The sequence below is a fragment of the Rothia sp. HMSC072B03 genome (genome assembly GCF_001809565.1).
Classification (GTDB): domain Bacteria; phylum Actinomycetota; class Actinomycetes; order Actinomycetales; family Micrococcaceae; genus Rothia; species Rothia mucilaginosa_A.
The window spans coordinates 431,593-449,631 of record NZ_KV797970.1 but is presented as its reverse complement, the minus strand read 5'-3'; the positions used below and the strand labels follow the sequence as shown (position 1 = coordinate 449,631).

General features: G+C 63.1%; 14 protein-coding genes. 12 read left to right on the top strand and 2 right to left on the bottom strand.

Annotated features, from left to right (window positions below; all coding sequences use genetic code 11):
* Window positions 1-204 precede the first annotated feature (204 nt).
* The 4 genes from HMPREF2630_RS08435 to hemW all read left to right on the top strand — a co-directional run bounded on the left by HMPREF2630_RS08435 (window position 205) and on the right by hemW (window position 5,086).
* The gene (locus HMPREF2630_RS08435; protein ID WP_070484467.1) at window positions 205-540 is read left to right on the top strand and encodes a hypothetical protein; all 336 of its coding nucleotides are present in this window, start codon (window positions 205-207) and stop codon (window positions 538-540) included.
* A 109-nt stretch (window positions 541-649) separates the two neighbouring features.
* On the top strand, window positions 650-1,672 hold the full coding sequence (locus tag HMPREF2630_RS08430) for a PAC2 family protein (RefSeq protein WP_070484464.1): 1,023 nt from the start codon (window positions 650-652) through the stop codon (window positions 1,670-1,672).
* Window positions 1,673-1,768: 96 nt separating this feature from the next.
* Window positions 1,769-3,610 carry a translation elongation factor 4 gene (gene lepA, locus HMPREF2630_RS08425; RefSeq protein ID WP_371440193.1) on the top strand — a complete coding sequence of 614 codons (1,842 nt, stop codon included), beginning with the start codon at window positions 1,769-1,771 and terminating at the stop codon, window positions 3,608-3,610.
* Window positions 3,611-3,802: 192 nt separating this feature from the next.
* The gene (gene hemW, locus HMPREF2630_RS08420) at window positions 3,803-5,086 is read left to right on the top strand and encodes a radical SAM family heme chaperone HemW (protein WP_070484460.1); all 1,284 of its coding nucleotides are present in this window, start codon (window positions 3,803-3,805) and stop codon (window positions 5,084-5,086) included.
* 803 nt (window positions 5,087-5,889) lie between these two features.
* On the opposite strand, the gene HMPREF2630_RS08415 is transcribed toward hemW, so the two are convergent.
* Both HMPREF2630_RS08415 and HMPREF2630_RS08410 read right to left on the bottom strand, forming a co-directional pair.
* Complete coding sequence (locus HMPREF2630_RS08415; RefSeq protein ID WP_049343284.1) at window positions 5,890-6,288, bottom strand: DUF4870 domain-containing protein; 399 nt, start codon at window positions 6,286-6,288, stop codon at window positions 5,890-5,892.
* A 234-nt stretch (window positions 6,289-6,522) separates the two neighbouring features.
* Complete coding sequence (locus HMPREF2630_RS08410) at window positions 6,523-7,392, bottom strand: DUF3097 domain-containing protein (protein ID WP_070484457.1); 870 nt, start codon at window positions 7,390-7,392, stop codon at window positions 6,523-6,525.
* A 259-nt stretch (window positions 7,393-7,651) separates the two neighbouring features.
* Here HMPREF2630_RS08410 and dnaJ point away from each other — a divergent pair, with 259 nt between their 5' ends.
* The 8 genes from dnaJ (at window position 7,652) to leuA (ending at window position 17,944) form a co-directional block, all read left to right on the top strand.
* Window positions 7,652-8,788 carry a molecular chaperone DnaJ gene (gene dnaJ, locus HMPREF2630_RS08405; protein WP_070484453.1) on the top strand — a complete coding sequence of 379 codons (1,137 nt, stop codon included), beginning with the start codon at window positions 7,652-7,654 and terminating at the stop codon, window positions 8,786-8,788.
* A 158-nt stretch (window positions 8,789-8,946) separates the two neighbouring features.
* A complete protein-coding gene (locus HMPREF2630_RS08400; protein ID WP_070484450.1) occupies window positions 8,947-9,714 on the top strand; it encodes a 16S rRNA (uracil(1498)-N(3))-methyltransferase in 768 nt (255 codons plus the stop codon).
* Window positions 9,715-9,796: 82 nt separating this feature from the next.
* On the top strand, window positions 9,797-10,933 hold the full coding sequence (locus HMPREF2630_RS08395) for a PhoH family protein (protein WP_070484447.1): 1,137 nt from the start codon (window positions 9,797-9,799) through the stop codon (window positions 10,931-10,933).
* Between the two features lie 3 nt (window positions 10,934-10,936).
* Complete coding sequence (gene ybeY, locus HMPREF2630_RS08390; RefSeq protein WP_070484444.1) at window positions 10,937-11,458, top strand: rRNA maturation RNase YbeY; 522 nt, start codon at window positions 10,937-10,939, stop codon at window positions 11,456-11,458.
* A 9-nt stretch (window positions 11,459-11,467) separates the two neighbouring features.
* Window positions 11,468-12,922, top strand: coding sequence for a hemolysin family protein (locus tag HMPREF2630_RS08385; RefSeq protein WP_070484441.1), 1,455 nt, complete (start codon window positions 11,468-11,470; stop codon window positions 12,920-12,922).
* Window positions 12,923-13,047: 125 nt separating this feature from the next.
* Complete coding sequence (locus HMPREF2630_RS08380; RefSeq protein WP_210389026.1) at window positions 13,048-14,193, top strand: GTPase Era; 1,146 nt, start codon at window positions 13,048-13,050, stop codon at window positions 14,191-14,193.
* Window positions 14,194-14,341: 148 nt separating this feature from the next.
* Complete coding sequence (locus HMPREF2630_RS08375; protein WP_070484438.1) at window positions 14,342-15,772, top strand: LCP family protein; 1,431 nt, start codon at window positions 14,342-14,344, stop codon at window positions 15,770-15,772.
* A gap of 432 nt (window positions 15,773-16,204) precedes the next feature.
* Complete coding sequence (gene leuA, locus HMPREF2630_RS08370) at window positions 16,205-17,944, top strand: 2-isopropylmalate synthase (protein WP_070484435.1); 1,740 nt, start codon at window positions 16,205-16,207, stop codon at window positions 17,942-17,944.
* The last annotated feature ends 95 nt before the right edge of the window (window positions 17,945-18,039 follow it).

The window sequence follows — 18,039 nt, the reverse complement described above, 5'->3', positions numbered from 1 at the left end:
GGGGGGGGGGGGGGGGGGGGGGGGGGGGGGGGGCCCGCCCGGTGACGAAACCGCTTGCGGGTCGCGTGGGAGCCCGTATAGTGGGAACTATCGGCGGTACCGCACACCGCCCGCGCCCTAGCAATAGTGCTGTATAGACGGCACCGGGGGAGTGAGCACCGCCGATGTGGGTACACATTTTTGCATATTATCAGGAGGTTCCCCATGAGTAGCGAGATCGCAGAAGAAGCTTACGATTATCGTGAAGACCCTGAGTATTGGCGTGCTCCGTTCGATTTTACGAAGCCCATATCTGATGCAAATACTCCGGAGGGGTGGATGCGTGCTGAGTTGAATGGGCGTTTTTTTAATGCTCCGGTGGCGCGCCCCGGTGCCGAATATGAGTGGGGTCTGGCAGAGATTAAGCGTAGGAACGAAGCTAAGGAATTCCCCTTCAACTACAGCGAAGTAACCAGCTTGTATCGTGAGAAGGTAGCTAATGGTGAGTTGCCGGATGTTTATGCTGGCACTCCATACGATTTAGCGCTTTTGCCTTTCTAACATAGTTTCCCTTTCCGCCCAGGGTTTTGGGCGGCATAACCGAATATAGAACATATTTTTTACAACACCACCCACCACACAACCACCGACCACGAGCTAAGGACCAACGATGAGCCAGCCGAACTTCCCGCCCGCCCGACTCTTTGACGCTTTCGCCAAGCCCGCCTCCACCGAACAGCCCGCGAAGAAGGGACTGCTCGGCAAGCTGGGTCTGGGCGAATCCTCAGAGGAAGACAACTACACGACCGTCATGCTGGTCGGTTTCAACTCCGCGAAGGAACCCCCGGGCAACGGTGAGGACGCCCTCGACGTGATTCACCGCGCGTTCGACCCGTGCGACGAAAGCCCCGGCTTCGACATGGACGACTTCTACGACTACGGTTCCGTCGCCCCGCAGCTGCTGAACAACGACGACTCCGAATCCACCGTCCTGGTGTGGCCCAAGATGTTCTACAACATGGTCACCATTCCGGAGCGCCGCCTGCGCCTGCTCGTGGTGACCGGCCCCGCCCCGAGCCTGTGCCTGCAGCGTTTCATGAACCGCTTCTTTAAATACGTGAAGAAGCTCCACGTGGACCACGCCATCTTCGTCGAGACCTTCGAGGACCAGGTGGCGCACACCCGCCCGTACCCGTACACGCTGACCACTCACGACGAGAAGCTGGCGGCTATCCCCGGTATTCTGCACGAGTATTTCACCGGTTCTACCTCGGTGACGATGGCGATGTCTGCGCTCGCCACCGAGCACGGCCTGCCCTCCTCGGTCATGCTGCGTATGAGCATCCCGGGGTATCTGAGCTTTGACCAGCAGAACCCGCGCGCGGTCGTGAGCCTGATCGAGGCGCTGGAGGTCATCCTCGGTATCAAGGTCGAGTCTGAGGAGTACGACCGCCTGCGCACCCACGCTGATGAGTGGGAGGCGGAGCTAGCCGAAGAAATGGCGAAGGACTACGAGAAGGTTGAGCTGGTGCGTGAGATTGAGCAGAAGATGGATTCGACTCTGCGCACTGTCTCCGGCGAGGTGATTGCCGAGGATATTGAGGGCTACCTGGATTCCCTCAACGGCGCATCCGAGGCCGAAAACCCGGCAGACGGTGGTGCGGGAGTCGCGGAGGATTCTTCGGAACGCTAGGTCTGTTCGCGCATCGGCCGCGGGTATGGGAAAATGATAAATAACTATGCCCATACCCGCGCCCAGCATCTCGAAAGGATGATGTGATTGGCACCCATGTCGAAGAACCCGCCCGTTCCGGCGGCGACCGACCCCGCGATTATTCGCAACTTCTGCATTATCGCCCACATTGACCACGGTAAGTCCACCCTCGCGGACCGCATGCTGCAGGCCACCGGCGTGGTTGCCCCGCGCGATATGAAGGCGCAGTACCTGGACCGCATGGACATTGAACGTGAACGCGGCATCACCATTAAGTCTCAGGCCGTGCGCATGCCCTGGGACGTTGACGGCACCTCCTACGCGCTAAACATGATTGACACCCCCGGCCACGTGGACTTCACCTACGAGGTGTCCCGCTCCCTGGCCGCGTGTGAGGGTGCGCTTCTGCTCGTGGACGCCGCCCAGGGTATTGAGGCTCAGACCCTGGCGAACCTGTACCTGGCGATGGAGAACGACCTGACCATCATCCCGGTGCTGAACAAGATTGACCTTCCCGCGGCTCAGCCCGATAAGTACGCTGAGGAGCTGGCGAACCTGATTGGTTGCGAGCCGGACGAGGTTCTGCGCGTATCGGGTAAGACCGGTGAGGGCGTTGAGGCTCTGCTGGACCGTATTGTGGAGGCGATTCCCGCCCCGCAGGGTGACGCATCCGCCCCGGCGCGTGCCATGATTTTTGACTCGGTGTACGACTCCTACCGCGGCGTGGTCACCTACGTGCGTGTTGTGGACGGTAGCCTGCAGCCGCGTCAGAAGATTAAGATGATGTCCACCGGCGCTGAGCATGACCTGCTCGAAATCGGCGTGATTTCCCCTGAGCCTGTGCCCTCGAAGGGCCTGGGCGTGGGCGAGGTGGGTTACCTCATCACCGGTGTGAAGGACGTGCGCCAGTCCCGTGTGGGTGATACCGTTACTTCCGCGGCGAAGCCCGCCGAGGAGTCCCTGGGTGGTTACGAGGATCCCAAGCCGATGGTGTTCTCTGGCCTGTTCCCGATTGACGGTTCGGACTACCCGGCGCTGCGTGACGCACTGGATAAGCTGAAGCTCAACGACGCCGCGCTGATTTACGAGCCGGAGACCTCTGCCGCTCTGGGCTTCGGTTTCCGCTGTGGCTTCCTGGGTCTGCTGCACCTGGAGATTGTGCGTGAGCGCCTGGAACGCGAGTTTAACCTGGACCTGATTTCGACCGCACCGAACGTTATTTACGACGTGGTGGATGAGGCCGGCAACGCTAAGCGCGTGACCAACCCGAGCGAATTCCCCGAGGGCAAGGTCGCGACCATCCGCGAGCCCATGGTGGCGTGTACGATTATTGCCCCGAGCGAGTACATTGGCGCGATCATGGAGCTGTGCCAGTCTCGCCGCGGCCAGATGGGCGGCATGGATTACCTCTCCAAGGACCGCGTGGAGATGCGTTACCGCCTGCCCCTGGCGGAGATTGTGTTCGACTTCTTCGATCAGCTGAAGTCCCGCACCCGCGGTTACGCGTCGCTGGACTGGAAGTTCGACGGTGAGGAAGAGGCCGACCTGGTGAAGGTCGACATCCTGCTGCAGGGTGAGAAGGTGGATGCGTTCAGCGCCATTACCCACCGTGATAAGGCGTACTCGTACGGCCTGATGATGACCTCGAAGCTGCGTGAGCTGATTCCTCGCCAGCAGTTTGAGGTGCCGATTCAGGCGGCTATCGGTTCGCGTATTATCGCCCGCGAGAACATCCGCGCAATGCGTAAGGACGTTCTGTCCAAGTGTTACGGTGGCGATATTTCGCGTAAGCGTAAGCTGCTGGAGAAGCAGAAGGAAGGCAAGAAGCGCATGAAGATGGTCGGTCGTGTGGAGGTTCCGCAGGAGGCCTTCATTGCGGCTCTGTCTTCGGGCGAGGAGAAGGAAAAGAAGAAGTAGCCTTCGCCGCTTCGTAGCTTTTCCGGCTGTGTGCCGACCTGTTTGTGTGGAGAACCCGGCTGGTGCCTCGTGTACCGCCGGGTTCTCTGCACGCTGTCTGTTGATGCCGCCCGCCTTGATGCTACCCGCGTAGCCGCATGCGCGGTGCCCCTATTTGATTCACTACTCGTACACCTAGTTTCAGGAGGCAGAATGCCCGCCCAGCCCACCGGCGACCCCGCACCCCGCGACGGGCGCATCCCCGCCACCAGCGCGGCAGGATGCGAAACCCGCGACTTCAGCCTCTACGTACACATCCCCTTCTGCTCTGTACGCTGCGGCTACTGCGACTTCAACACCTACGCCACCGAAGACTTCGGCGACGGCATCGGCCTCGGCACCTACGCCGACGACGCCATCGCAGAAATCCTCTTCGCCGCCCGCACCCTTGAAGCATCCGGCGTCGCAAAACGCCCCATGCACACCGTCTTCTTCGGAGGCGGCACCCCCACCAAACTGCCCGCCCGCGACCTCGTACGCATCCTGCAGGCAGCCATTGACGTATTCGGCCTCGTCGAAGGGGCAGAAGTCACCACCGAAGCCAACCCCGACTCCGTGACCCGCGAGGACCTGCAGACCCTCAAGGACGGCGGCTTCACCCGCGTATCCTTCGGCATGCAGTCCGTCGTCCCCGAGGTGCTGAAGGTACTCGACCGCACCCACACACCCTCCAACGTGCCGAAGGTCGTCGCCTGGGCTAAGGAGGTCGGCCTGCAGGTGTCCGTGGACCTGATTTACGGTTCGCCGGGGGAGAGCCTGCAGCAGTGGGAACGCAGCGTTCGCGCCGCGATCTCCTACGAGCCCGACCACATTTCCGCGTACTCGCTGATCGTGGAGGACGGCACCAAGCTTGCCGCGCAGATCCGCCGCGGCGAATACACCATGCCCGACGAAGACCTCATGGCGGACATGTACCTGCTCGCCGAGGAGCTACTCACCGAGGCCGGCTACCAGTGGTACGAGGTCTCCAACTACTCGCGTAGTGAGGACACCCGCAGCGACCACAACCTCGCTTACTGGCGCAACCAGGACTGGTGGGGCATCGGTCCCGGCGCGCACTCGCACGTGAACGGTACCCGCTGGTGGAACGTGAAGCACCCGGTGCCGTACGCGCAGAAGGTGCGTGCGGGGGAGTCCCCGGCGGCCGCGCGCGAGGTGCTGGACGCCTCGACCCGCGCCTTCGAGACCATCATGCTCATGATTCGTGTGCGCGAGGGCCTGGCGATGCGCGAGCTACTCGCCGTGCACGACGAGGCGCAGTTGGGCGCGTCTCTGCGCTGGCTCGTCTCCCAGGGGCTCATCGAACCGGATGCGCTCACCGCCTCCGCCGAGCCCGACCCGGATGCGCACGTGCGCCTCACCCTCAAGGGCCGCCTGCTCGGTGACGCCGTGACGCGCGAGCTGCTGCCGGAGGTCTCGGAGGCTGCCGAAGACTGACGCTCGGGGAATGAGGCGCCCGCCCCTCTGACACCTACCCCGGGGGGAGGCGGCCTCGTTTCGCCGAACCCACGTGCCGCCGGGTGTGCCAGAGGAGAGACGCGTGGGGTGAGGAAGGGCTACCTGCCCGCGTATTCTCTGAGTTGCACCGGGCCGCGCGAATGTTGCGAGAAAAAATTTAAAAATTTTTTCTGAGGGATTTTTGGCCGCGTATCGGTAGGTTTTGGTGTGGAATCTTTGGGTTTGATTCGGAAATTTTCGCTGGACTAGCTCAAAGGCCTGTGGTTTTTTAGTGGGTTTTTATGAGGGTTCAGTCACCGGGTTTTGGAAGCCGCCGCCAAGGCCTAAAAACTTTCTCCAAAAAGCGTTTCTCAAGTTGTGGTTGAAGGTTAGGCTGTGCCATAATAGTTCATGGCAGGACGGTATATGTCTAACAGCGTGTTCTCGTCTTTGCTGAAGTTGAGTGAATACGGTTGTGGGCTCCTGGCAACAGGGGCCCACGATCGTTTAACGACGATTTCCAGCGGGGTTATTTGGTGCCCTTACGTGCCTCTCCCGGATCCGCGATAGCCTCCGCCGGTTCGCGGGCGGCACGAAACTGACTTAATGGCCCAACGTGCAGACTCGATGGGAGAGCTGACTCGCGAGGGGAGCTGACGGGCACCGAAGACGCAGACTTAAACGATAGGGGCCCGCACCGAGTGGTGCGGGCCCCTTAAGTATTCAAATTAAGTATTCAAAATGCGGTGCAGCGCTCGTGAACGCAACCGGTTCGGCATTAGCTGCTCACCGGGTGCTCTAACCTAGTTGCTCTTCACCACGCGGTCGAGCAGGCGCGGGTTCACGCGGTAGCTGTACGGCTCACCGCGGTTGACCTCAATGCCGGCGCGTACCGAAGCAATCGCCATGAACAGCCACACGAGCATCCCCAGCACCAGGGCAATGTTACCCAGGCCGGGCACAAAGCCCAGGATGAAGCAGACAACAATCAGCAGAGAGGGCACGAGGGTGAAGTTCATGGCCTCGAAAGCTTCCTGCTCAGCGAAGGGTGCGTTACGGCGGCTCACGTAGAACACCGCGGCGGAGGGAAGAATGCCGAGAATCCCCCCGAAATGCGCGAGAGTCGCGCGGTTACGGTCCTGAATCACGCTAATCTTGCGGGTTTTCTGAGGCCCGGTGGCCGGGCGTGCGTCGTTAGTCACGAAAATCCTGGTTCAATCGAAGTATCTTGTGGTGGTCACCGTCGAACGGCGAATCCGCCCGAATGGGGCGAACCGTGTGGGTGGTGACGGCCCTTGAGTGTAGTGAAGCACCGCCGCGGCTCAATGGAGCGGCCGCATCGGTGCTCCACCATTGTACCGCCTCAAGCCAGCCCCGCCGGCGGTTAATGCGCTGGATTGCAAGGTTCTGAGCAAACTCACATCCGCACAGCGCGATTACGCGCCGGGCTCGGTGAGAAAGTCGATGAGCGACTCCACCGGCCCCAGCAGGGTCGGGTCCAAATCGGCGTAGGAATCCACCCGCGAAAGAATGTGCTTCCAGGCCTGCGCCACATCCGCCTGCGTCTCGTGCGGCTGGCCCAGGCGGCGCAGCGTGCCCTTCTTGAAGTCCTCGCCGCGCGGCACCTGCGGCCAGGCCTTCAGGCCCAGAACCGAGGGCTTGACCGCCTGCCAAATATCGATGAACGGGTGGCCCACAATCTTCACGTGCCCCGCCGCACCCGGCACGGCCAGCGCCTCCGCGACGATGCGCTGTTCCTTCGTGCCCTCAATGAGGTGATCCACCAGGATGCCCAGGCGGCGGCCCGGGCCCGGGGCAAACTCGCGCACCGCGCCGGCCAGGTCGTCCACACCGTGCAGCGGCTCCACCACGATGCCCTCAACGCGCAGGTCGTGGCCCCAAACCTTCTCCACCAGCTCGGCATCGTGCAGACCCTCAACCCAGATGCGGGAGGCGCGCGCCACCCGCGCGGGGGCGTTCTTCACGGCGATGGAACCCGACCGAGAAAGCGTGCGCTTGGGCGCCTTCGCCGGTGCCGGAGCGATGATTTCAACGGGCTCACCCTCAATCAGGTAGCCGGTGCCGAGCGGGTAATTCTTCACGCGACCTTTGGCGTCCTCCAGACCGAAGAAGATGGCGCCGCCGATGCGTTCGGCGCGCACCACCTCGCCCACCCAACCGTCCACGCTCTCGATGAGCAAACCCCGCTGCAGGGGAACCTTGCGCGCGGGCGGGGCCTTGCGGCTCAGGCGGTCTGCATTCAGATCCTGTGCGCCCCAGCCGTAGGGGGAGTGGTGGGTACTCAAGGTATTCTCCTTCGGATGGTGCGGACACGACCGGTTAGGTGGGCGGGAAGACGGCGCCGGATGCGCAGTAAACGCCGCGCCCAATAACCGCCGACGGGCCGCAGGCGCGCCGCGGATTAAGCGGATAGCGGGAGCGACCCCTTTCAGCCTAGCCATTGTATCGGCTCGCGTACACTATCCCATAGAATTGATACGACTATGTTGGCGGCGCACTCATCGAGCGCCGTCACCATCTTGAGAGGGACAGGAACACAGACACATGAGCCACTACGAGACTCTCGGCGTATCGAACGACGCCAGCCCCGAAGAAATCAAGAAGGCCTACCGCAAGAAGGCACGCCAGCTGCACCCGGACGTGAACCCCTCCGAGGACGCAGCCGAAGAATTCAAGCGAGTCACCCTCGCCTACGAGGTGCTCTCCGACCCCGAAAAGCGCCGCAACTATGACACCACCGGCGACGAACAGGGCCGCGCGGGCTACCCCGGAGGCGGCGGCTACCCGGGCGGCGGATTCAGCGGCTTCGGCGGATTCGAAGACCTGCTGAACATGTTCACCGGCGGCGCCTCGGGCGCACGCGGCCCCGCATCCCGCGTTCGTCAGGGCCAGGACGACCTGATTACCGTCTCCATCAGCCTGCAGGACGCCGTGTTCGGCGTCGAGAAGACCATCGAGCGCCGCTCCGCCGTGACCTGCAAGTCCTGCAACGGCGAAGGTACCGCCGAGGGCACCCAGCCCGAAACCTGCACCACCTGCGCCGGCCACGGCTACATGCAGCGCCGCGTACAGTCCATCCTCGGCACCGTCATGCAGCAGGTCGAATGTCCCGACTGCCACGGCTACGGCACCGTCATCAAGACCCCCTGCCCCGAATGTCACGGCCAGGGCCGCGTGCGCGAAGACGTGCCGCTGACCTTCACGATTCCCGCCGGCGTGCACGATCAGGCACGCATCCGCCTGCGCGGCAAGGGTGAGGCCGGCCTGCACGGTGGCCCCAACGGCGACCTGTACGTCGACCTGAACGTCAAGCGCGACAAGTACTTCAGCCGCGAGGGCGACAACTTGGTCACCACCGTGAACATCCCCATGGCCGCGGCGGCACTGGGCACCGTCATTCCGCTGAAGACCTTCGACGGCGACCAGGAAGTCAGCATCCCCGCCGGCACCCAGAGCGGCGACACGATTACCCTCAACGGCCTGGGCGCAACCGTACTCGGCACCGAACGCCGCGGCGACCTGCTCGTGCGCGTTCAGGTGACGACCCCGACCGACCTGACCGAGGAACAGCGCGAGCTACTGCGCCAGTTCGCGGCCCTGCGCAACGAGCCGCTGAACGAAGGCTCGCAGGTCAAGCAGCGCGGTGGCCTGTTCTCCCGCCTGAAGGATCAGTTCAAGTAAATCTCTGTAGCGGATGCGGTACCCGCCGGGCCTTTCCGGTGGGCGCCGCATCCGCCGCGTTTACGCGGAGCCGGCCCCGAGACGGCGACCGCGCCTCGCAGCCGCGTCGAACCGCACCGCCCGCACGAAGCACCGCCCATAAGAACCCAAGGAGCACCATGAGCGCCCCCATCTTCTACATCAGCGCCGAAGAGTACGAGACCCTCACCCCCGGCGCATCCTTCGAGCTGGACGGCCCCGAGGGCAAGCACGCCCTCGTCAAGCGCATGGAAGTGGGGGAGAGCATCGACCTGGGTGACGGCACCGGCCGCCGAGCCGTGGGCACCGTGCACTCCCTGACCGACCGCGGCGTCATCGTGCGCGTGGAGCAGCTCCGCGAGGAACACACCAGCCCGCGCATCTACCTGGTGCAGGCGCTCGCGAAGGACGGTCGCGACCTGCTCGCCATTGAGACCGCCACCGAGCTGGGCGTGTACGGCGTGCTGCCGTGGAGCGCGGACCGTTCGATTGTGCGCTGGAAGGGAGAACGCGCCGCCAAGGCGCACACCAAGTGGCAGAACACGGTGACCGCCGCCGCGAAGCAGTCCCGCCGCGCGCTCATTCCCGAGGTGTACGACCTGTACAGCACCACCGACCTGGTGGAGCTCATCGAGGAGGTCACCGGGCAGGGTTCTGCGGTGTTCATCCTGCACGAGCAGGCCACCGAACGACTGAGCGCTCAGGCACGCAAGCTTGTAGAGGTGGAGAACCTGCCCGAAGAAATCTACCTGCTCGTCGGCCCCGAGGGCGGTATCAGCGACCGCGAGGTGCAGCTCTTCACCGAGGCCGGCGCACACCTGGCGCTGCTCGGCGACGAGGTGCTGCGTTCTTCCACCGCCGGGTCCGCCGCTATGTGCACCCTGAACGTGGTGCTGGGCCGCTGGTAGAGCACCGCCGCTAAACCCGGCCGGGGCGTGACGCATCACGCACATCTATACTTGTAAATACATCACTAGCCAAGGAGCCCATATGACTACCTCCCGACCGCTGTCGACCGCACGCACCGTATCCTTCAAGAGCGCCGCAGAGATGATTGCCGTGCTCGGCCCGCAGGACGCGCACCTGGCAATTATCGAGGACTACTTCGAGCAGATTAGCCTGCGCCCCAAGGACCTGGACGTGCTCATCACCGGCCCCTCCGAGGCCGTCAACACCGCCGCAAAGCTGCTGAACGAGCTGCGCGTGCTCTCCAGCCACGACACGCAGATTACCGTTCAGGTGATTCACCGCCTCATGGGCATGCTCGGTGACGAACTGAGCAACCCGGCGCACTCGCTGTCTACGAGCATCCTGTCCACCCGCGGCACCACGATTCGCCCCAAGACCATTAACCAGAAGAAGTACGTGGACGCTATCGACGCAAACACCGTGATCTTCGGTATCGGCCCGGCGGGTACCGGTAAGACCTACCTGGCCATGGCGAAGGCTGTGCAGGCGCTACAGAGCCACGAGGTGAACCGCATTATCCTCACCCGCCCCGCCGTGGAGGCCGGTGAGCGTCTGGGCTTCCTGCCCGGCACCCTCAACGAGAAGATTGACCCGTACCTGCGCCCGCTCTACGACGCACTGCACGACATGCTCGAGCCCGAAACCATCCCCAAGCTCATGGAGGCGGGCACCATTGAGGTCGCACCGCTGGCGTACATGCGCGGCCGCACCCTCAACGACGCGTTCATCATCCTCGACGAGGCGCAGAACACCACCGCCGAGCAGATGAAGATGTTCCTGACCCGCCTGGGCTTCGGTTCGAAGATGGTCATCACCGGCGATATCACCCAGGTTGACCTGCCCGGTGGCGCCGCATCCGGCCTGAAGCAGGTGCGCAACATCCTGCAGGGTGTGGAGGATATTCACTTCAGCATCCTGGAATCCTCCGACGTGGTTCGCCACACCCTGGTCTCGAATATCGTCTCCGCCTACGATCAGTGGGGCGAAGACCAGAAGGCAATGGAACGCAAGCGCAACCGCAAGGTCAAGCGCGCCACCATCGAGGCCGCAGCCGAGAAGCTTCTGGACCGCGCGGGCATTAACGGCGGCTCCGAAAAGAACGCTGAAAAGGGCCAGGCCAACGCCGATAACGCACAGACCACCCCGGAAGGACGCTAAACGGTGGCAGAGATCGAATTCGACTGCGAAGAACCCGCAACCGGTACAGGCGAGGTGACCGACGCGTTCGTCCGCGAATCCTTCGAGGCGGTAGACACCGAGGTGCTCACCCGCCTCGTCGAGCACGCCTTCAAGCGCATGCACCTTGCCGATGACACCTACCTGTCCATCGCCATCGTGAATGAAGACGAAATGGAACGCGTGCACATCGAATGGATGGACCTGCCCGGCCCCACCGACGTGATGAGCTTCCCCATGGACGAGCTGGAACCGGGAACCCCCGAAAACCCCTCCAGTGGCATGCTCGGCGACATCGTTCTCTGCCCGCCCGTTGCCGCACGTCAGGGCGCGGATGCGGGCCACAGCACCCTGGATGAGCTGTGCCTGCTCACCACCCACGGTATTCTGCACTGCCTCGGCTACGACCACGGAACCGCCGAAGAGGAAGCCGAAATGTTCGGTATTCAGCGTTCGATTCTCGAAGAGTTCCTGGGCCGACCCGCACCGGTCGAGACTCGACACTAGGGGAGCGGCATGGGTATTTTCATCTCGATTCTGCTGGCTGTCGTGGCGCTCGGCTTCACGGTGGTGGCCGCAATTGCCGAAACCGCGTTCACGTACCTGCCACACAACGAGGCGGAAGAAGCCGTGGAGGCGCATCCCGGCACGCTCGGCGCACACGTTCTGCAGCGCACCCTCGACGGTGACTCCGAGGTGTACACGCACCCGCTGCGCCTGACCCGCCTCATCGCGGCGGCGGCCGCGGTGCTAGCAACCATGACTTTCTGGCTGGAGCTCGTGGGCGTTCAGGTCCTTGCGGCGTTCCTGACCCTCGTGCTGGTTGCCTTCGTCGGCTACCCGGTGCTACACGTGCTGGCGCGCTCCGCGGGGCGCAACCGCCCGGTTTCGTCGATTCGCATGCTGGCCCGCCCGGTGCATTACCTGTCGAAGCTGCTGACCCCCGTGACCGGCCTGCTCGATCACCTCGCGACGCGCATCGCCCCGGCCCGCGAGGCAGAGGCCCCCGCTGGCGTGTTCGAGGAAGAGGAGCTGCGCGAGTTCTTGGAGCGAGCCTCCGACGCCGAGACCATCGAGGACGACGAGGCGCAGATGGTGCAGTCCGTGTTCGAGATGGACGACCTGCGCATCCGCTCGCTCATGGTGCCCCGCACCGATATGCTCACCGTGGGTCGCGACGTGCCGCTGCGCGAGGCGCTGAGCCTGTTCCTGCGTTCGGGCTACTCCCGCATGCCGGTGATTGGTGATTCGAGCGACGAGATCCTGGGTATTCTCTACCTCAAGGATTCGATGCGCACCTACATTCTGCACTCCGAGGCCCCCGAGGGTACCCCCATGCCAACCCTGGTGGAGATCATGCGCCCGGCACGATTCGAACCCGAGACGAAGCGCGCCATGGACCTGCTGCGCGATATGCAGCGCGAGTCCACGCACGTGGCGATTGTGGTTGATGAGTACGGCGGAACCGCCGGTCTGGTTACTCTGGAGGACCTGATTGAGGAGCTGGTCGGCGATATCTCTGACGAGTACGACCACGAGCGCCCCGAGTACACGCTGAACGATGACGGCACGTTCCGTCTGTCGGCTCGTCTGGGTATTGATGAGCTCGGCGAGATTTTCGGTATCGACCTGGAGGATGAGGACGTCGACACGGTCGGCGGCCTGCTCGCCAAGCACCTGGGTATGGTACCGATTGTTGGTTCTGAGATTGAGATTGACGGTATTCATATTCGTGCGATTGGTTCGTCGGGCCGCCGCCACCAGGTGGATATGCTGCAGGCCTGGTACGAGCCGCCTCGTGATGAGCAGGAGAACGCTGAGGGTTCCTCAGAGGCTCATTCTGCTGAGGTTGCTGACCTTCTCACCGTGGATACCGAGCCGCCCGCTGTGGCTGAGCCGCATGCGCATCCGGACCTTCCGGGAGATACCGCAGAGGCTGAACCTGCCACCGACAGGCACGGCAACCGCTAAATGTCGAAGTAGACACCGCATCATCCCATACACACTTTGAGCCAGCCCGCCGCCGCCCCGAAGGCGCAGGCAGATGAGGCTGACACCCCACACACCCCGCACGGGGTTTGATAAGGAGAAACACAATGGACCAGGAGTACGCCCCGCTCGATTTGAGCACTCTGGACTTGAGCACCCCGCTGCCGACCTACCCGAAGGATTTCCGTTCGGGTTTCGCGTCGCTGGTGGGCCGTCCGAATGCGGGTAAGTCCACTCTGACGAACGCTATGGTTGGCCAGAAGGTGGCTATCACCTCGAACCGTCCGCAGACGACCCGCCACACGATTCGCGGTATTGTGCACAAGGACGAGTACCAGCTGATTCTGGTGGACACCCCGGGTATTCACCGCCCCCGCACTCTGCTGGGTGAGCGCCTGAACGACCTGGTGGCCGGCACCCTCTCGCAGGTGGATGTGCTGGGCTTCTGCATTCCGGCAAACGAGAAGATCGGCCCGGGTGACCGCTACATCGCCTCGCAGCTGGTGGCTTCGAGCAACAAGCCGGTCGTCGCGATTGTGACCAAGGCCGATACCGTGAACTCCGACGAGCTGCGCGAACAGCTGCTGGCCGTCGAGGCCCTCGGCGAGGAGATCATGAGCGCCGAGCGTGCACAGCGCGAGAAGCGTGCGGCCCACCGCGCCCAGAAGAAGGGCGGCAAGGGCGGTAAGAACGCCTCGACCCCCTTCGCGAAGGGTTCCGGCCCCGCAGCACAGCGCCGAGCCGGCGAAATCTCCGAGCCGATGCCCGTGGACGGCAAGGGCGGCTGGGCGGCCATCATCCCGGTGTCCGCGATTCAGCATTTCCAGGTGGAGGCGGTCGCCGACCTGCTCTCGCAGTACGTTCCGCTCTCCCCGCCGCTGTACCCGGAGGGTGAGCTGACCGATGAGCCCGAGGCAACCCTCATCGCCGAGCTGGTGCGCGAGGCCGCCCTGGAGGGTGCCCGCGAGGAGCTGCCCCACTCGATTGCCGTGACCGTTGAGGAGATGGAATTCCGTGAGGGCCGCCCGGCGGATAACCCGCTGCTGGACGTGCACGTGAACCTGTTTGTGGAGCGCGAGTCGCAGAAGTACATCATCATCGGTAAGGGCGGCTCGAACCTGCGCAAGATTGGTACGAAGGCCCGCGAGCAGATTGAGGCAATGCTCGGCACCCGCGTGTACCTGAACATCCACGTGAAGGTTGCTAAGGAGTGGCAGTCTGACCCCCGCGCCCTGAACCGTCTGGGCTTCTAGGCCAGCCGCCCGAGAGGGGGTCGGTCACCCGGAGAACGCCGCCTAGTCCGCGTCTTTCGGGTGACGTGCGCCCCTTTTCTTTTCGGCGCTCATAGCGAAGAATGTTACTCTGAGAAAATACTTGCTCACCGGCAGAAAGAGAATAGGTATGCCCCAGGCACCTCGCCTACGAAGCACCGGGCGCCATATGCGCACCTCGGTGATGACCTCGAAACGTAATCGCTGGATTGCCCTGCTGACGGCCTGCATGCTCGTCATCGTTGTTGGTTTCGGCGGCGTATTCGCCCTGCGTATGCGCAACAACCTGCACACGCAGGAGCTGAACATCAGTAACTATAAGGACGGCCTGGAGAACGGCGCGCTGGACATCCTCATCATCGGCTCCGACACCCGCAAAGGCAATAACGGCGCCTACGGTGACGAGGAGGACCGCAATTCTGAGGCTCGCGCGGACGTCATGATGCTCCTGCAGATCAGCAAGGACCGCAAGAACGTGAACGTGCTGTCCTTCCCCCGCGACCTGATGGTTTCGGTACCGCAGTGCACCGACCCGGATAACGGCACCGTCTACCCGGCCGAGGATAACGTTCAGATCAACGAGTCGCTCTCTCGCGGCGGTGCGGGCTGCACCGTGGCGACCATTAGCAAGCTGACCGGTGTGAACATCGACCACTTTATGCTGGTCGACTTCAACGCTGTGAAGGAGTTGTCGAAGGTTGTTGGCGGCGTTCAGGTTTGTGTGGACGCTCCGATTGATGACGAGTACAGCGGCCTGAAGCTTCCCGCGGGTACTTCCACCGTTGAGGGTGAGCAGGCTCTTGCGTTCCTGCGTAGCCGTCACGGCTTCTCGGATGGTTCCGATATCGGTCGTATTCAGGCTCAGCAGGGCTTTATGGCCTCGCTGCTGCGCAAGGTCAAGAGCGAAGGAACCCTGTCGAACCCGGGCCGCCTGGCAAGTATCGCCGAGGCGATTACCCAGAACGTGACCGTTGACAAGGGCCTGGGCAATATCGGCACCCTGATTGGTGTGGGCGCAACCCTCGGTGGCGTGGACCTGTCGAACGTGGTGTTTGCGACCGTGCCGACCGAGCCGTGGACCCAGGACTCGAACCGACTGCAGGTTTCCGAAGCGGCCAATAATGTCTTCCAGCGTCTGCGCGATGACAAGTCGCTGAAAGAAGAGGAAAAGCCCGCAGAATCCGCCCCGGCGGTTCAGCTGAACCGTGAGGCCCCGGTGAGCGTGTACAACGCGACCGGCCTGGAGGGCCGTTCCGCCACGATCGCCTCGGTGATTGAGGGCTTGGGCTACACGAATGTTACTCCGGGTACTTCGGCTACGCCGACGAACTTCACCACGGTGTTCTACTCGACCGGTTACGAGGCTGAGGCCCAGGAGATTGCCGGTAAGCTGAACGTCACCCGCGTGGTGGCGACCGAAGAGGTTCAGGGCGTGTCGGTGACGATCGGTACCGACTTCCCCTCGGGCGAGGCTATGGAGAAGCAGGAGGCGGCCATCGCGGGTAATGCGAGCGGCCAGACCGCCGACCAGAACAAGTGCCAGACCGCCTTCGCCTTCTAGACACCCTACGGGGTTGTCTCCGGTGAGTGAAAGGGGGGGGCGCATCCGCCATTGCGGTGGGTGCGCCCCCTTTCGTATGCCCGGGCGTATGACCGCGTGCGGGCGTAGTCGTCGACCTCGTGTTCTTCCAGATGATGGACGGGCCCGACCGCGCCGGCGGTAATCTTTCGCGGGCTGTGATAGCGTGGAGGCATGACCACTTACGGTGAGAGCATGAGCGGCGCGCACCGCACCGCAGTAAACCTGCTGCTTATTCGCCGGAACGGGGCACGCTAGAACCTGCCGCGACCGTTCCGGCTTTTTGACGCGGCATCTCACCAGCATCGATACGATGCACCGCCTTGATGACGACGGCTCGGGAACCGATACCCGGGCACAGCACAGGCCCCGAAGCGGGCTGCACGAGACGGACCAACCCACAGGAAATTCATCATGAAAAACCACCAGAAGCCCAGCCCCATGCCGGTACACAAGTACCGTCCCTTCCACGAGCAGATTGTTGTCGACCTTCCCGACCGCACCTGGCCGAACAAGGTCATGGAGAAGGCACCGCGCTGGTGCGCCGTGGACCTGCGCGACGGCAACCAGGCGCTGATTGACCCCATGGACACCGACCGCAAGCTGGCCATGTTCAAGCTGCTGGTCAAGATGGGCTACAAGGAGATTGAGGTGGGCTTCCCCTCCGCCTCGCAGACCGACTTCGACTTTGTGCGCACCCTCATCGAGGACGGCCACATTCCTTCGGACGTGACCATTCAGGTTCTGGTGCAGGCCCGCGAGCACCTGATTGCCCGTACCTTCGAGGCCATCGAGGGCGCACCGCAGGCCATCGTGCACTTCTACAACTCAACCTCCGTGCTGCAGCGCCGCGTGGTGTTCCACCAGGATCAGGAGGGCGTGCTCGACATCGCCCTGCAGGGTGCGCGCCTGTGCCGCAAGTACGAAGAGCAGATGATTTCCGATACGAAGATTATCTACGAGTACTCGCCCGAGTCCTTCACCGGCACCGAGCTGGAGTACGCGGCCCGCGTGGTCAACGCCGTGGCCGACGAGCTGGAGATTGGCCAGAACGGCCGCGAGCTGATCGTGAACCTGCCCGCAACCGTCGAGATGGCCACCCCGAACGTGTACGCCGACTCGGTGGAGTGGATGGACCGCAACCTGAACCACCGCGAGCACATCGTTCTCTCGCTGCACCCGCACAACGACCGCGGCACCGGCGTGGCCGCCGCCGAGCTGGGCTACCTGGCTGGCGCGGACCGCATCGAGGGCTGCCTCTTCGGTAACGGCGAGCGCACCGGTAACGTCGACCTGGTGACCCTGGGCCTGAACCTGTACACCCAGGGCATTGACCCGCAGATTGATTTCTCGGACATTGACGGTATCCGCAAGACCGTTGAGTACTGCAACCAGCTGAAGGTGCACGAGCGTTCCCCGTACGGCGGCGACCTGGTCTTCACCGCGTTCTCGGGTTCGCACCAGGACGCCATCAAGAAGGGCTTCGAGGCCCTGGAGCGCACCGCCGCCGAGGCCGGCAAGAGCGTGGATGAGGTTTACTGGGAGGTCCCGTACCTGCCGATCGACCCGCGCGATTTGGGCCGCACCTACGAGGCTATTATTCGCGTGAACTCGCAGTCCGGTAAGGGCGGCATGGCCTACCTGCTCAAGCAGGATCACGGCCTGGACCTGCCGCGCCGTGCGCAGGTGGAGTTCTCGAAGATTGTTCAGGCTCGCACCGACGCCGAGGGCGGCGAGATGACCAGCAAGAAGCTGTGGGACATCTTCGCGGACGAGTACCTGCCCGCCACCGATTCCGAGAAGCGCTGGGGTAAGTACCGCATCGAGTCGATCAATATTGATTCGGCCGATACCGGTGCGACCACCCTGCGCGTGGCCCTGAACATTAACGGTCACACCTACAACCGCACCGCATCGGGTACCGGCCCGGTGGATGCTCTGCAGAACATCCTCTCGGGTGAGGGCGTGGATATTCGCGTGATGGATTACTCCGAGCACACGATGTCTTCCTCCTCGACCGCGAACGCGGCCTGCTACGTTGAGGCCGCCGTGGATTCGCGCGTGCTGTGGGGTATTGGCGTGGATAACTCGACGACCCGTGCGGCTCTGAAGGCCATGATTTCGGCCGTGAACCGTGCGCTGCGCGACGCCTAAGCTACGCGGGTTTTCCGCGAGGGCGGGGGAGCGCATCCGGCGCGGATAGGCGCGTTTGACTCGCTCGGCGGCGTTCCGCGGTGTGGACGGGGCGG